Annotated in this window: 17 protein-coding genes; 6 read left to right on the top strand and 11 right to left on the bottom strand. The window is 56.3% G+C overall.

Annotation, left to right across the window (positions count from 1 at the left end; all coding sequences use genetic code 11):
• Positions 1–43 precede the first annotated feature (43 nt).
• The 4 genes from ACV7JO_RS18010 to ACV7JO_RS17995 form a co-directional block, all read right to left on the bottom strand.
• Positions 44–550 (bottom strand): DUF8160 family protein, encoded by a 507-nt coding sequence (locus tag ACV7JO_RS18010; RefSeq protein ID WP_470356244.1) that lies wholly within the window; start codon positions 548–550, stop codon positions 44–46.
• Positions 547–1431 carry a ParA family protein gene (locus ACV7JO_RS18005; protein ID WP_121538335.1) on the bottom strand — a complete coding sequence of 295 codons (885 nt, stop codon included), beginning with the start codon at positions 1429–1431 and terminating at the stop codon, positions 547–549. Before ACV7JO_RS18005 ends, ACV7JO_RS18010 begins: the two co-directional genes overlap by 4 nt.
• Positions 1432–1697: 266 nt before the next feature.
• Positions 1698–2159, bottom strand: coding sequence for a DUF555 domain-containing protein (locus ACV7JO_RS18000; RefSeq protein ID WP_470356310.1), 462 nt, complete (start codon positions 2157–2159; stop codon positions 1698–1700).
• A gap of 80 nt (positions 2160–2239) precedes the next feature.
• A complete protein-coding gene (locus ACV7JO_RS17995; RefSeq protein ID WP_470356309.1) occupies positions 2240–3445 on the bottom strand; it encodes a winged helix-turn-helix transcriptional regulator in 1206 nt (401 codons plus the stop codon).
• A gap of 471 nt (positions 3446–3916) precedes the next feature.
• Here ACV7JO_RS17995 and ACV7JO_RS17990 point away from each other — a divergent pair, with 471 nt between their 5' ends.
• From ACV7JO_RS17990 to ACV7JO_RS17980, 3 genes are read left to right on the top strand one after another with little or no spacing between them, the layout of a single operon-like run.
• Positions 3917–4456: a DUF7342 family protein gene (locus ACV7JO_RS17990; protein WP_470356308.1), complete on the top strand. Its 540-nt coding sequence runs from the start codon at positions 3917–3919 to the stop codon at positions 4454–4456.
• A 3-nt stretch (positions 4457–4459) separates the two neighbouring features.
• Positions 4460–4918 carry a hypothetical protein gene (locus ACV7JO_RS17985; RefSeq protein ID WP_470356307.1) on the top strand — a complete coding sequence of 153 codons (459 nt, stop codon included), beginning with the start codon at positions 4460–4462 and terminating at the stop codon, positions 4916–4918.
• Positions 4915–6156, top strand: a complete 1242-nt coding sequence (locus ACV7JO_RS17980; RefSeq protein WP_470356306.1) for a phage integrase SAM-like domain-containing protein — start codon at positions 4915–4917, stop codon at positions 6154–6156. Before ACV7JO_RS17985 ends, ACV7JO_RS17980 begins: the two co-directional genes overlap by 4 nt.
• 43 nt (positions 6157–6199) lie before the next feature.
• Here ACV7JO_RS17980 and ACV7JO_RS17975 read toward each other — a convergent pair whose 3' ends face one another.
• A complete protein-coding gene (locus ACV7JO_RS17975) occupies positions 6200–7048 on the bottom strand; it encodes a hypothetical protein (protein WP_470356305.1) in 849 nt (282 codons plus the stop codon).
• Between ACV7JO_RS17975 and ACV7JO_RS17970 the strand changes: the two genes are divergently transcribed.
• A complete protein-coding gene (locus ACV7JO_RS17970; RefSeq protein ID WP_470356304.1) occupies positions 7040–7282 on the top strand; it encodes a hypothetical protein in 243 nt (80 codons plus the stop codon). The genes ACV7JO_RS17975 and ACV7JO_RS17970 overlap by 9 nt on opposite strands.
• Before the next feature lie 210 nt (positions 7283–7492).
• Here the strand turns inward: ACV7JO_RS17970 and ACV7JO_RS17965 are convergent, their stop codons facing one another.
• Entirely contained in the window at positions 7493–8578 is a 1086-nt protein-coding gene (locus ACV7JO_RS17965; protein ID WP_470356303.1) for a competence protein CoiA family protein, read from the bottom strand.
• A 149-nt stretch (positions 8579–8727) separates the two neighbouring features.
• Between ACV7JO_RS17965 and ACV7JO_RS17960 the strand changes: the two genes are divergently transcribed.
• Complete coding sequence (locus ACV7JO_RS17960; protein ID WP_470356302.1) at positions 8728–9240, top strand: zinc ribbon domain-containing protein; 513 nt, start codon at positions 8728–8730, stop codon at positions 9238–9240.
• A gap of 4 nt (positions 9241–9244) precedes the next feature.
• On the opposite strand, the gene ACV7JO_RS17955 is transcribed toward ACV7JO_RS17960, so the two are convergent.
• The 5 genes from ACV7JO_RS17955 to ACV7JO_RS17935 form a co-directional block, all read right to left on the bottom strand.
• The gene (locus ACV7JO_RS17955; protein WP_470356301.1) at positions 9245–9766 is read right to left on the bottom strand and encodes a hypothetical protein; all 522 of its coding nucleotides are present in this window, start codon (positions 9764–9766) and stop codon (positions 9245–9247) included.
• A gap of 223 nt (positions 9767–9989) precedes the next feature.
• Complete coding sequence (locus ACV7JO_RS17950) at positions 9990–10541, bottom strand: hypothetical protein (protein ID WP_470356300.1); 552 nt, start codon at positions 10539–10541, stop codon at positions 9990–9992.
• Between the two features lie 60 nt (positions 10542–10601).
• Entirely contained in the window at positions 10602–10838 is a 237-nt protein-coding gene (locus tag ACV7JO_RS17945) for a DUF8129 domain-containing protein (protein WP_470356299.1), read from the bottom strand.
• Positions 10839–11453: 615 nt separating this feature from the next.
• Positions 11454–11813, bottom strand: a complete 360-nt coding sequence (locus ACV7JO_RS17940; RefSeq protein ID WP_049918513.1) for a hypothetical protein — start codon at positions 11811–11813, stop codon at positions 11454–11456.
• Between the two features lie 569 nt (positions 11814–12382).
• Positions 12383–12739: a DUF8165 family protein gene (locus tag ACV7JO_RS17935; RefSeq protein ID WP_470356298.1), complete on the bottom strand. Its 357-nt coding sequence runs from the start codon at positions 12737–12739 to the stop codon at positions 12383–12385.
• A 122-nt stretch (positions 12740–12861) separates the two neighbouring features.
• On the opposite strand from ACV7JO_RS17935, the gene ACV7JO_RS17930 reads away from it, so the two are divergent.
• Positions 12862–13686 (top strand): CBS domain-containing protein, encoded by an 825-nt coding sequence (locus ACV7JO_RS17930; protein ID WP_470356297.1) that lies wholly within the window; start codon positions 12862–12864, stop codon positions 13684–13686.
• The last annotated feature ends 57 nt before the right edge of the window (positions 13687–13743 follow it).

Here is a 13743-nt window from a genome sequence, read left to right as displayed (position 1 = left end):
AATAGTGTCTAAAATCGCATACGGGAGCGATTTGTGATACTATCTATTCTGACTCGCTCATCCCTAACTCCTCTCTAACGATCTCTCGATTCTGCAGCACTGCTCTGAAGAGAGCCGTGTAGAAATCCCAGTGCTTGTCGAGTTCGTCTCCAAACTCCTGAGAGAACTCATAGTCGAGTTGTTTGTAGAACGCGTTGACCTCCTTCTTCACTTCGGGAGGGACGTAGACGTTGAAATTCTCGTACGTGTCGATGAGTGACCCCAGTTCCTTGTCCGGGTTCGGGTAGACGTGATCGTCAAGACCACCCGGTTCTGGTTCATCTTCGTCTTCTGTCTCTACCGTTTCTTGCGTTTCTAACGTTTCTGATGTTGCAGACGCTTCTGTTGTTTCCACTTCGTCGCTCTCCGCTTCATCGCCGTCCTGCTCGTCGGCCACTTCCTCATCGCCTTCTTCGACTAACTCAGACGGATCCGTTGTCTGACCGCCACTCACACCGAGTGCCTTTGCCCGCTCGGCCGTCTCTTCCATTTCCTGTTCGAGATCGCTCATGCTTCAGGAGCCTCCTTGATGCGGTCCCGGAGTTCTTCCGTGCTCATGTTCCGTGCGTGTTCAAGGTCGACGTCGTGATCCGGCGGTGACGTCTGCTCGAGAACAAGTTGCACGACCTGGTCGAACACGGGGAACTGGTCGTTTTTGACAGCCTCACTGTGCGTGTATATCGACGCCTGGTTCCATTTCGCTCGGTCGAAGGCTGCCCGGTCGTCGACGAGGACGCCTTTCTCGTCGAACGTGTCCTCGAACCAGTCGATGACCTTCCGCTTCTCCTTGGTGAGCTTCGTCGAGTCGTAGGTCATCGTGAACGCGAGATATTCGATTTCGAGGCTGTGCATCATCCCCAGCGTCTCGTAGTGGTCAAACAGAAGATTGGCCGAGTGAATCATCTCTGAACGCGGCTGCATCGGGACGATGACGTTCTCGCCGGCCGTAACCGCATTCTTCGAGTATGCAGAGAGATCAGGAGGACAGTCACAGACGATGAAATGGTATTCGTGGTCGATCTGCTCGATGACCTTGCCGAGGCGATTCTCACCGGCATCAGCCGAATCGAGTGGTGTCTTGTTCCCGTTGAACGTCGTGTTCGACGGAATGAGATCGAACTCCTCGTGGTCGGAGAGGATGATTTCGTTGATCTGCGACCACTTGTTCACGTCCAGAAGAACGTTGTCCAGTGACAGCTGGTCGATGTCCTCGTAGACTTCCCTTTTGCCGAGGTTAGCCGTGAGCGACCCCTGTGGATCGAGGTCGATAAGGAGGACATCGAATCCGCGTGCTGCGAGGCCACCCGCGAGGTTGAGTGCGGTGAAGGTCTTTCCTGTTCCGCCTTTCTGGAACGATACTGCGATTACCTCTGGTGGGGTGGTTTCCGACATTTCTGATGCTCTATTCGTTTCGACTGTTTCTAACGCTAAAAACGTTGGTCAGCCGGATGTCTGACGCTTCTAATGTTATTAGCGTTTTTAACGTCAATAACGCTTCTAACGCTATTGGCGCTAATATCGTCTCTAATGGGTCTGAGACCACGCTCTATGAGGTGGCTGCTATCTGATTCCAACACTACTAGCGTTAGAAATAGCAAAGATGTTAATAACGCTATTAACGTTTCTAATGTTGCCAGCGTTGGAAATCGGTTGGTGCGCTACTTTCGTGAGATGTCGACCGAGGTGAGTGGTGTGTCTTCCAAGTGAGGGCCGATCTCTCTTCGAGCGGTTCGCTCAGCTTCCTCGTCAGACGCAGCTTGGACATCGAGAGTCACGAGGAGCCCGACGAGAGCGGTCTTCGAGACCAAGAGCAGGGCGTCTGTCCTGCTGCTACAGTCGTTGCACCCCAAGCTCTGGACGTTGATATTGCAGTTTCTCGTTCGATCGCTGGCGGAGGTGATGCGCTTGCCGACTTCACTAACTGCGATATTGATCGCATCCTGCCCCGTCTCTGCCCCACGGACGATCCACGGCACCGAAAACGTCACGCTGTACCACTTCTCTCTGGTGGCTGAGCCGTGACTCCCATCCTGACGCGGTGGTCCTTGATGGGGTTCGTTCTCGACTGCGGAGGGACCATCGGTAGTGGCCGTGTTAGATTGCGATTGTCTTTCGGCCATGAAGATTCAGACGCGAGCAACGCTAAATAGAGCAACTCCACAGACAGTGTAACGAGTTGTGGAACAATCCCTTCTGCAGTTCATCTGGCCTTCTTCTGTGGTGTCAACGATCGAAGCAGGCGTTCGTGTCCGTCCTTATCCCCGTTCAGGGTTGCCGCGTGTTCCTGAAATACCTGAATCGGTGGTCGAGCATCCTCGAGGTGTGCGGTGAAGAGGCCGAGTGCCCATTCGATGATACATGAGTCAGATGATTCGAGAGCCGTCGATTCGGCTTCCGTAACTCCAGTCGATGGGGCAGGCGCCATGATCACGTGCGAATCGTCGTATATCGCAAGGTGAAGTGGGATTGGCCCAGGGACGAACAACAGTCGTGCATCCTGTCTGATGAGGCCATCTTTGAGATACGCAGAATAATCGAACTGAGTCGCATAGTCGACGAACCGGTGGTCACCGTGGAATTGGAAGAGGACCTCGTCGGTGAATACGACGGTGACGCTGGGAGTGTGCTTCACGACCGGTCGATATGCTTGATCGAGTGCGGGGCTCCGAATGGCGCCCATGCCCCGGAACGCTTCTAAATCGATTCCAGCACCGCTGACGAACGCGTTCAGAACGTTGTGAGGCTGTTCCGGGGTATTGTGGATAAGCTCGAAATTTTCGAGGGCTTCGAGTGGGAGCGAATCGAGTTCAGCGGGCAGCCAGCGAACAAAGCTCCGGTTTTCAATGGCTCCTGCGGCGATTTCGTGAAGGTGTTCGAATGACTCCCGGAGTAACTCACCCGTTTCAGATAGTCCGTAGGTACCCGATCGAAGATCGACGTAGCCGTCTTCCTGCAAGCTGGTGATCATTCGATGAATCGTCGTTCGAGAGGGTCCACCCTCATTACGGGCGCGCTCGACGAGAGTACACTTTCTCATTGCCTCTTCTCCGAGAGCTTGAAGCAGCCACTGTTGGTGTGTTGACCGTGCGAGGCGGGCGAGCGAGTCGACTGTAACTTCGTCATCGAGTTGGAGGTATGCCTGCAGCATCCTCGATCCAGAGCAGGTCATTGTGAAGCAGTCGTTCCGCTCGCGAACGAGTCCCGCTTCGTTGAGTGGAGCAACAGCTCGATAGGCAGTTTGGCGAGTTACGTCCGACTTCTCTGCGAGATCGGGGATGCAGAGGTTCCCCCTTTGGAGTGCTTGTAGGACCCGGATACGCGTCGGATGCCGCCCTCGGTTGGAGGGCCTGGCACTTGCTTGAACCCGGGAGTCAAAGAGAGATTGGAGGAGTTTCTCGGGGGTCATAGTGCGATTACCGCATATCCAATGGTTGTTAGATAGAATGAATGTTTGCATACCATATACTCCAGATAGTAATTGTACTTGTCGAGGGCCAGCTTTCGAATATTCACCAATGCCGGTCCCCGGCGCGGCAGAAAAATGGTATAGCGATATACGATTTATAAAAATACGATTTGCTGGATTTCTTGGAGCAGGGGCCTTCAGACGTTGAATTGGAGGAAATAGAGCAAATTTCTATCTGGACGTGATTACACGAATAATCACGACCAGTTTTTAGTACCCCGCCGCCGTCCGGTAAGCACGAATGCTGCAATCGGCTCAGAACGGCGCTTCCCCCAGGGTAGAGCCGCCGAGACCGGGCCGCGGGTTTGCTGTAGTTCCACTCAGCGACGTCGAAGAACTAGCGGAATACTGCAGTTCGATATAGGACGAATGACCTCAATCTATATGGAGATAGGGCGTGAACGGTAACGTATGACCGAAGACGAATCGAATTCCAAGGGTCTGATGGAGCGCCAGACCACGGGCGAAGACCGCGTGCGGATGGCCGCCCGACAGCTGTCGGAGCCGCGGACGGCCAACTGGATCGCCTCCGAAGCGGGCTGGTCACACGAGCCGACCAAGCGCGTCCTCGAACGACTCGTCGACGACGGGATCCTCCACCGTGACGAGAGTGGTACGCACACGACGTACTATCCTGATTACCGCCGCCAGGCGATGCAGGAGGCGATGCGGCTTCGCGACAGCGGGCACACTGTCGAGGAACTCACGGACCGTGTCGCCGATATGAAGGCGCAGATCCGCGACTGGGAGGACGAATTCGACGTCGAGTCACCGAACCAGCTTCGCGGAACGCTCGCCGAGGAGGATCTCGACGCCGACAAAGAAGACCGTCGCCGTGAGATCGCCCGCGAGTGGGAACACCTCCAGCGGCGCATCGACATCGTCGGCTTCGCCATCCGCGAATGGGACTTTCTCACTCCAACGAACGAGCCTGCCGAGGCCAGTAGCTGACGGATGTCGGTCCCACATCCCGGTGGTGACCCGAACGCAAACTTCTACGCCCAGCTGAAGCGGGATGTCCTCGACCGTTTGCCACAGATCACGACGGTCGAGTTCGTTCCTGATGATATCGAGGCCAAACAGCTGCGGGCACGGTTTGATCCAGCCCGTCTCGATCCTTCGACAGGGCCTGAGTCACCGGAACTGTCTATCAAGTGGTACCGACAGGAGCCACATGATTGGTTCCGTATCAACTACACCGACCCGAACACGGGATTTCACGCTGGCTGGCACCAGGACGAAGACCATCCAGATCTCGGACGAACGCATTTCCAGTACTCAGCTGCCGATGAGGAAGATCGCTGGGGAACCACGTTCGAACACGAGACCCCGTCGCTGATCCTCTGGGAGATCATCGAAGCGCTTCTCGAGGATGTCCGTCCGAAGTATCAGTACGCGAACGAGGACTCATGACAGCACGAGAACGCGCTGATCGGTCGCTTGCGAGCTCCTTCGAACGGTATCTCCAAGACAAGGGGAAGGGTCGCGGTGGCGACGGCGGGAACTATCGACGGAACGCAGCGCGTGAGCTTGAGCGGTTCGCCGAGTGGGCCGCCGGCGAGCGCGGTCGCGATGACTGGACGGGAGTCGTTCCCGATGGCGTCGACCGAGAGCCGGCGTTCGAGGACCTCGACGAACGAATATTTCGAGAGTACGCTCGTCACCTCGCCGGAGATCGGGGACTCAAGCAGAACACGGTACAAACCTATTATCGCTATATCTCTGCGTGGTGCGGCTGGTGCGTCAACGAGGGGTATCTCGAAGCGCACTACGCCCAACGGGCAAGTGCGATGGCGCCGCTGCCCGAGGACGACGGTCGTAAGCCCGGCGACCAGCAGGCCTGGACGTCCGAACAGCGTCACGAACTCACCCGTCACGTCGACGAGCAGGCTCGCAACGCCATCGAGACGTACACGACACTCCCGGCGGATACTGCCCCCCTCGACAAGCAGAGAGAGCGCTACGAAGCTCTGAAGGCGGCACGCGACCGGGCGCTCGTGTTCGTACTCGCGTACACCGCCGTCCGTGTTGGTGAACTCCTCCGGGACCCGAACGACCCACGCCGGCGCGGTGTCCGCTGGGAGGACCTCTCCCTCGACGACGGGAGTATGGACGTCTACCGGAAGAAACAGCAGTGGGACGCCGCGAGTCTCCCCGACCCGGTGATCTCGCCACTGCGGAGCTACCGCCAGCTGATGGATCCACCGACGGAGCGCTGGCCGGTGTTTCCGACGTTTGACCAACGGACGCTCGCAGGGCTCGTCCAGGATGAACTCGCCGACCGAGGGGAACGTCCGGAAGCAATTACTGAACGCCGTGAGGAGTACGCTCGCGACCTACTGCTGGCACTTGCTGAGGATATTCGACCGCCGTCAATCACGACAGACGGCGCACGGTCGATTCTCCAGCGACTCTCAGAGGCCGCAGAGATCGACATTGACCATCCGAAACATGACTATCTCGCGCCCCACGGTGGCCGGCGTGGGATGGGTGAGGTCCTCGTCAGAGCCTTTGGATACACCGTGGCGGCCCGATATCTCGACAATTCAGAGGAGATGGTTCGAGAGCGATACTCCCACATCGAGGCCGGCGAGCTCGGTGATGTGGCGACAGAAGCACTCAACGAAGTCGACTCTCTGAACCGTACGTGAACGAGGAGACGAGACGAATTTAGATGAGTGTCTGAGTTCCTGATTAAGGAGGAATCCAACTCGTGTGGTCGCGGAGCGTTGTATCGGGACTCTCCATCGTCGCACCACACTTCGGACAGTAATCTTCGATCGCATCCTCGTCATAGAGATAGTGGTCGCACTCGGGAGGACTGGCTTGGAAATACACGTCGTCCCAGTCGATATCGGGCTCTCGACCATAGAGACAGAAGGTACTGTGTCCTGAACGTCCTCGATGGTTCGTCACTAACCGGACGGGACAGTACATACACTCACGGAGTTCGATTAATGGCTGGTCAGAATGGTTCGTCCAAAGCGTTTCTCGGCGTCCCCACTCGTGAAACCCCTTTGGTCCCCGACAGCGCTCTATCTCAGGTCGTGTCGCAAGCAGTTTCTCGACTTCCGCGGAATGATGCCGGCTTCCTGCCCATTTCCAGAACGGTTCCCGGTCGTACTCACGGACGATCGCATTCCTGAGCGCTTTCAGGGGAAAGTCGGGGCCATACTCGTCGCTCACGGTGTAGGTGTAACTGCCGTCGGGTTCGTGGATACGGCGTAGCTCGCAACCCTGGCTGGCACAGATATCGTACGTGATTAGGTCGTCCTGCCCGCGGGGATGAGCATAGGGCGGCACGCGATCCCACGCGTGCTCGCCGTCGTAGAGGAGGGCTTGGCAGTTCGTGAGATGATGCGCTTTGTCCGTCCGTTGGGCGTAACCAGAGCCGTCGTCTTTCTCAAATTCGGCCCCGATCATATCGTAGTCGAACGTATCGAGCAGCACTGTTGCCGCGGGTATCCAGACGACGGAGTATCCAGCGGCCAAGTAGTCATGCGTCACCTGCTGAACATCCTTGTCCTCGTGGCTGTGCTGCACCTCAACGGCAAGCCCTTCCCCGAAGTAAGGGTTCCAATCGCCGAACGTCGCGAGAGCGTCAGCGCGGCGTTCAGTCACTGGTGTCGGAACTTCAGATACGTCGACGTCTACCTCTGTCTCGACGCCGGCACGTTCTCCGAACTGCTGGTGAAGAGCGACCTCGACTCGAGCAACTGCGCGTTCGTGGGTCTCAGACTCGCCGCCGTTCGAGCAGCGCTGGCCGGCATCGTCTGATTTGTGGTAGAAGTGTCGAGACTTACCTGGCGCGGATCGCGGGTACATCGTCCCGCCGCATACTGGACAGGTGACGGCTTCGCCATCGTCGATAATGGCAGGGACGACCGGGCGACCGTCACGACGACCGCGGAAAGGCATATCGGCAACAAACATCTCGGTAAGCAAATAATCTCTCCCAGTCGGCAGGTCCGAACACGTCGGAACTGGTTAGAGCGGGTCCTCAAGACCGCAGGAGATACAGCGCATACAGCCGTCCTCACGTTCCCAGATGTGGTCGCAGTACTGGGGGTCTGTGGTCGTCATCTCAGCGAAGTCCTCGAACGGATCATTTGAGATGATTTGTTCTCCCTTGTGCTCTTTGAGGCGGGCACCACATCGACATCGATAGCGATTCTCGCCCCGAGGCTCCCAAACGTGTTGGTGGTCCTCCTTCTTGTTCTCCTTTTTCCGCTGTTCAAACGCCGCTTGAGCTGCTCTGTCAGCAAGGTCGGAGCTCGTCTTGGTCGTTGACTCATCGTAGATGTACGCTTCCACAGCGGTGTCTTTCCAGCGCTCGAGCCGACAGTGCTTGCAGAAATCCCGGTCGTGGAGATCACTCCCTCCGTATTTCCAGGTATGGTTACAGTCTGGATTCGGGTCGGTGAATGTGAGGGATTCAGAGTTCACGAACCGCTCCAGATACTCCTCAGGCGGAGCAACCTCTGGCGGATCTGCCCACGAAGCTGCGAAAGCGGTCTCAGCCCGTTGGTCGAATGCGACGACCATCTCCTCAATACGGAACCGGTCGTTTGTAAAACCGTCAGGGCTGGCCCAGTAGACGCTATATCCGGCCGAGAGATAGTCGTGCGTGACTTCGTTGAGGTCTTTGTCTTCGTTTGCGTATTGTACCTCAACGACTAATCCACGCCCTAGGTAGTCGTTTGCGTCATCAGAGGGAAACTCAATGAGGGCATCTGCACGGCGGGAATCAGTAAGCGTTGGAGTATTGGGAACGTCGACGGTGACTTCAGGTTCACAGCGGACGTATTGGTCAAACCGCTGTCGCAGCGCCGATACTGCGAGGGATTTCATCTTCCGATGAGGGTCCGACTCTCCTCCAGAGCAATTGATCGTCGAGACCTCCGATCCCGCGGTGACGTGGTAGAAATGGCGGGCGCGACCGTCATCAAATGGGCCTCGCGGTCGCATCGTTCGGCCACAGGCTGGACAGACGACATCCGTTCCGTCCTCTACTTCCTCTGGCAGAACTGTCGGGCTTCCTTCTTCCGCAGAGGAGTGGGCAATGAAGGGCATCTATTCCGATATCCCTACTTCGGTGGTGAATTAGAAATAATCTTCCTCACACTGTCCCCGAGTCCTATCTCATGTAGTATATACGACCGGTCCCAATACAGGCTATCCCACCAGCAAAGGCTCAGTATCTCTGACTCGTAGCTCACGGTATGCCCTACTGCCCGAACTGCGGAAGCCGGGTCAAAGCGGTTCATCATTACTGTGGGTCTTGTGGACAGGCATTATCGGAGATCGCTGAATCGGAGAGCGATCCACCGATGGCAGTCGATAGAGACGGATTCCTGTCAGTGCGTTCGCTTTCGTACGTCAATGAGCTACTGAACGGAGAACGAGAACTCGACCGTGATTCAGTCTCGTACACACAGCTATCTCGAGAGGTGAGTGCTGCCTTTGCAGACTTCGCCCGACTTGCGATGGTCAACGACCTCGACCTTCTCCTTCTCTGGGCGGCGGGCTCAAACACAGATGCACTGAGTATGTCCGTCGACAATATGAACAGCAATCAGCTCCGAGACTGGCTCGCTGCGATTGGACTGGGGCGTACTCTTCGAATGTACGATGACGCGCTCCACACTGAGTTCGAGGACGAGTTCAACGACCGACTGCAGAAACTGATCGAGTTCGCCAACGAAGAACTGGACGACGAGGAGATATCCGAGTAAGAGGCTACAATTGACTCGCTGGTCCGTATTCCTCGGACAACGCGTCTTTGAGATCGAAGTCATCTCCCTCTGAGAGCTCTTCGATAACATCGTACACGAACTGGAGAGCCTGTACCTCTGTATCCAGATGAGCGAGTTCCTCCTCTCTGCGCTGGATTTTCGAGAGGAGATGTGATTTGAATCGCACCTCGGTGCCCCTGGATACGGGTTCAGGCCGTCCAACATCACTTCGCTGTGATAGGCGTCCATCTGGACGCGGAATATGACCGGCCTCTAATTCTAACTCGACTCGCCTGACGTGCTTGCAGGGGCTCGGAGAAGACGGGTTTTCCCCATCGGGACAGTTGCATTGTCTGTCCAGAAGGTCTACCTCGTAGCTCGCGCCTGATTCGGACTGGACCTCATAGAGGCCACCCTGGCGAAGCAGTGCTACGTCCATGTTCTCTTCGCGAGCCCGCCGATCACGGCCATCAACTATCGGCCCCTGTTCGTCTTCTTGGATTGAGGATGAGTCTGTGACTGCCATGTGGAGAGGAGTGGAAGAACGAGTGCGACCGTTCGCTCCTCCACGCTCTTCAGAGAGATAAAATTCAGAGCTGGGATATCGACAACAGCAGCAACGGTAGCAGTATTAATAACGTTAGAAACGCTGGGGTGGCCAATCCGTTATGAGATTAGAAACGTTAGAAACGAAGTCTAACATCGAACCCGGGACTGCATGTTGACTGCCCAATAACTGAGTTCTGAGGCTACTCGGGCTCAGCGAGCAACTTCTCACGAGCAGCGTTGATATTCGACCGAACTGCATCTCCGGTCACATCTCGGATTTCGGCCCACTGGGCGACAGTGTACCGCTCTGCTTCCTCGACAACGACCCAGTCGACAGCCTCGTGAAGCGAGAGTTCCCCGGCGATCAGTTCCGTGACTCGTTCGAGGAAGTCCTGGTCGTCCCAAGCGAGATCGACTTCTTCGAACCGGTGGTTCTCAGGGTCGTACGAGGCGACCATCTGGATGGCACCGTTCTGTTCGAGTTCTGCTCGAACGTGAGCAGGCAGGGAATCCAGTGCAGTCTGTGGTAACGGGTAGGCTGGAACGTCGTGGAGCGAGGCAACGTCGAAAGGTGTGAGACTGCGGTGTGACTCGTCTCCGAATTTCATCAGGTAGCTCGTTTCCGCGGAAAGCTGAGTCCGCCCCTCGAGCAGTAGATCTGCGAGTTCGGGATACTCGCCTCGATCGACTGAGCCGGTCTTGAAGATTGTGACGAAGTCGCGACCACTGCCAGTTCCTGGTTGAGTTGCCATCGAAATCCTCCGTTGTATGACTCAGATTCGTCGGGGACGAATATCAGTCTGCCTACAGTCTCAGTCTTCAGTCTCTGACTCTATTTCTAACTCACGTAGCGCCGCTGCTCGCTTTGCGAGCATTCTGAGAACCCAGCGTCGTCTTCCATGCTGATTCTCGTAAGCCACGTACTGCTGGACAGTTGGGATATCGTGCATGCAAGCGATTCCACCTCGTATCAGCCCTTGCTGGTTGGTCTCCAGAAGTTTCTCTGGAGGCAATGCTACCGCGATTCTCGTGGGTGCCTGCTGTCTCATTGGCCTCTCTCGTGGAGGTAGTGACACCGACTGGTCCGGAAAGGAACTCCTCCGCAACGGGTTACCCCACGAATTGCATTCTGGTGACTACGTGGGGTAACCTCGGTAGCGCGTAGTAAGAGAATGAGCGACGGCCTCATACAGGCTATTCTCCTTCACCGTCCGTAGTGGACGAGCCGAAAAGCGGTTGCATGGCGGCTAGGCGTCCGTCTAGCGTACGCTGATCACGGCTTGTCGCTGCGAAAAGAGCCGCCTGATTATCCTCGGTGACGTCGCTACTGCTCTCAATTGGTCTCTCATCGACGAAGCCTCGGCAGCGAGGTATATCGATACGACTTGGTCGAGACGGTGCGAGTTCGATTCCGTGATCTGAGAGGGTTGATTCGACCGGGCTCTCGTCGACGGCGATTCCACCGTTACCGAACACTGCCTGCCGAGAGACTGTTCGCTTCAGTGTCGACCGCCTGTCCGCTCGAACTGATTCGTTCTGAGTTTCTTCTTCGGTTGCCATGACTTTTTGGAGAAGCCAGATCCTGTCCGACTCCTCCACTCTGTTTGGATCGATAAACCAGCGCAGATCCGAGCCTTGATCCGGTCATTTGGTCTCCAGTCGAATCAGAATTCCTGGCGGGTATAGGCACCACCACGAGGTCCATCGCCTCGTATGAATTGTCCCTCGAGATGGACTTCCAGCGCGTCAGGACGTCCACCGTCGAAGCGGCCTGTGACTGAGAACGGTGCGAGCCACGGACCTCGTCCAGCTTTGTTCTCATTCGTGCGGCAAGCATCGTTCGCGACGGGTTCGAGATAGATCTCTCCCACCCGGCCGTTCACGAAGACGTGTTTCAGGCCGAACGTATCGCACTCCCACTCGAGATGGGCATTTCCTTCGAGAGTGAATTGATCGCCAGCTACTGTCAGTGCTAATACGTCGTCCTCGACCTGGAGGTAATCACGAATCCACTCTGAGCCCATGTGTACAGTGACGTCGGCCAACCGGAGATCATCCTCGGGATCGTCTATCCAAGGATGCTCATTCGTTGCCGGACTATCGACGGGTCCATCAACAATGTCACCCCCAAGAGGTGTGTCCGGTGGCCCAGATGCACCACCGCTCTCTGACTCGGACTGAGGCTCTTCCCCATTATCTTCTGAGCTAGCTATCTCGTCTCTCCCTGACTCTCGATTCGAGGACGTACCTGTCTCTGGGTCAGTGGATGCATCCTGCCCAGATGGGTTGATGAAGTTGAGACAGCCGGAGAGAGCCGAAAGCATAGTGACTGTGCCAGCAGAGAGAACTCGACGCCGACGCCAACTGCCTATCTGATGAGAAGGGGCCGGACGAGATCCGTCATCTTGAGACCGACTATCGAGGACTGGCATAGCGATAATCGAAGGAAGGGACGTTAGCGGACAGGAAATAGCTTCAGTAGTTGCGGGATACGCAACTGTGCGGCGTCATTCACCGGATATCAAGACGCTGTCGGACTTTCGCTCACACAGACTGCCGAAGTCGTCTGCTTCGTACGTCCAAGCATTGGGGTTTAGACGTTCGTGAATTCGGCGAGTGAGTGATTCAAGCTGTTACTGTTCCACTTGCCGATCTGAACGAGCTCGAACTTATCGAGGCGAGCGTCAAACGCAGTGGCGAGCTGATCCCGAACTGTGGTAGAGAGACTGTCGACACGGATCGCAGTGAGGGCGTGCTGGGTGAGGAAGTAACTCGTTGCGAGGCTCGTCGGAGCGACGACGATGACGGTGGATCCATCGACGTCGTTGAGTGCTAGTTGGGCATCTCGGTACTGGAGTACTGTCGCATCCAGTTCATCGACGGGGAAGAGACAGCCAGCAGCACCGTACTCGATACTCGCCCCTGCCGACTCAAAATGCCCTTGGAGCATAATCAAATACAAATATATGACTTATGGGCATTAACTTTGTGGTGTATGGGTGGCTTGATTCGCCACTATCGGGCCGCGCGCTCTCCCCCATTTTGACTATCTCTGCCTCCCCACCACCCAACATGCCCCGGGACCTCTACAACTGCACTGCGGCCGAACTCGCAACCCACTCTGTTGAACACCTTGATCAGGACACGCCACCAAGCGACGCCGCCGCGTGGCTTGATGAGAACGGCTACGACGCCGCTCCAGTCTACGCTGACGACGATCCAGTCGGATTCCTTCACGAAGACGACGTCACGACCGACGACGGCGGCGACAGCCTGGAGAATCAACTCACCCCGCTGACCATCGATTACATGATCAGCGGCGACACATCGTTCACAGACGTTCTTTCCGCACTCATCGAGCAACCCGTCTACTTCCTCGGCGGCCACAACCACGTTACCGGCATCCTCACCCGCGCGGATCTCAACACCGCCCCCGCACGCATCTACCTCTTCGACCGAATCACCTACCTCGAAGAACACCTCCGCGAACTCATCCTCGACAAGAAACCGGACTGGAAAAATACACCAGTCACTGCAGACGAACTCGACGACATCGAAGACCGGTACGAAGACGCACAAGCTGCCAACGTCGCCTTAGACGAACTCCACTACGCCCAATTCTCCACGCTCGAAACTATCGCCACCAGCGTCGACGCCTGCTGGCAAACCTGTGGCTTCTCCACGAAAGGCGGTGCAGACTCCCGGCTCCACGAAGTCACTGAACTGCGCAACGATGTCGCACATGCTAATCTCCTCGTCGAGAACACGGACAGTAACGAGTTCCTTAGCAGTGGCCGTACCACAGAGAATCTCCACAATACTCTCGAGACTATCCACGACGTTCTCTCGAACCTCCAGGATGCAGGGTACGACCCAGGTAACGACCAAAGCACGTAAATCAGATACTCTCACTACGACCCCTGTTTTTGCTGATCTATCAGCCCTCTCAGCTAG

The organism is Haloarcula sp. MBLA0138 (assembly GCF_055632455.1).
This window is presented reverse-complemented; position numbering and strand designations above follow the sequence as displayed.

What these genes read in the sequence shown, in the direction of transcription:
- ACV7JO_RS18010 (WP_470356244.1), bottom strand. Translation starts at nt 550, where the DNA reads ATGAGCGATCTCGAACAGGAAATGGAAGAGACGGCCGAGCGGGCAAAG.
- ACV7JO_RS18005 (WP_121538335.1), bottom strand. Translation starts at nt 1,431, where the DNA reads ATGTCGGAAACCACCCCACCAGAGGTAATCGCAGTATCGTTCCAGAAA.
- ACV7JO_RS18000 (WP_470356310.1), bottom strand. Translation starts at nt 2,159, where the DNA reads ATGGCCGAAAGACAATCGCAATCTAACACGGCCACTACCGATGGTCCC.
- ACV7JO_RS17995 (WP_470356309.1), bottom strand. Translation starts at nt 3,445, where the DNA reads ATGACCCCCGAGAAACTCCTCCAATCTCTCTTTGACTCCCGGGTTCAA.
- ACV7JO_RS17990 (WP_470356308.1), top strand. Translation starts at nt 3,917, where the DNA reads ATGACCGAAGACGAATCGAATTCCAAGGGTCTGATGGAGCGCCAGACC.
- ACV7JO_RS17985 (WP_470356307.1), top strand. Translation starts at nt 4,460, where the DNA reads ATGTCGGTCCCACATCCCGGTGGTGACCCGAACGCAAACTTCTACGCC.
- ACV7JO_RS17980 (WP_470356306.1), top strand. Translation starts at nt 4,915, where the DNA reads ATGACAGCACGAGAACGCGCTGATCGGTCGCTTGCGAGCTCCTTCGAA.
- ACV7JO_RS17965 (WP_470356303.1), bottom strand. Translation starts at nt 8,578, where the DNA reads ATGCCCTTCATTGCCCACTCCTCTGCGGAAGAAGGAAGCCCGACAGTT.
- ACV7JO_RS17960 (WP_470356302.1), top strand. Translation starts at nt 8,728, where the DNA reads ATGCCCTACTGCCCGAACTGCGGAAGCCGGGTCAAAGCGGTTCATCAT.
- ACV7JO_RS17955 (WP_470356301.1), bottom strand. Translation starts at nt 9,766, where the DNA reads ATGGCAGTCACAGACTCATCCTCAATCCAAGAAGACGAACAGGGGCCG.
- ACV7JO_RS17950 (WP_470356300.1), bottom strand. Translation starts at nt 10,541, where the DNA reads ATGGCAACTCAACCAGGAACTGGCAGTGGTCGCGACTTCGTCACAATC.
- ACV7JO_RS17945 (WP_470356299.1), bottom strand. Translation starts at nt 10,838, where the DNA reads ATGAGACAGCAGGCACCCACGAGAATCGCGGTAGCATTGCCTCCAGAG.
- ACV7JO_RS17940 (WP_049918513.1), bottom strand. Translation starts at nt 11,813, where the DNA reads ATGGGCTCAGAGTGGATTCGTGATTACCTCCAGGTCGAGGACGACGTA.
- ACV7JO_RS17935 (WP_470356298.1), bottom strand. Translation starts at nt 12,739, where the DNA reads ATGCTCCAAGGGCATTTTGAGTCGGCAGGGGCGAGTATCGAGTACGGT.
- ACV7JO_RS17930 (WP_470356297.1), top strand. Translation starts at nt 12,862, where the DNA reads ATGCCCCGGGACCTCTACAACTGCACTGCGGCCGAACTCGCAACCCAC.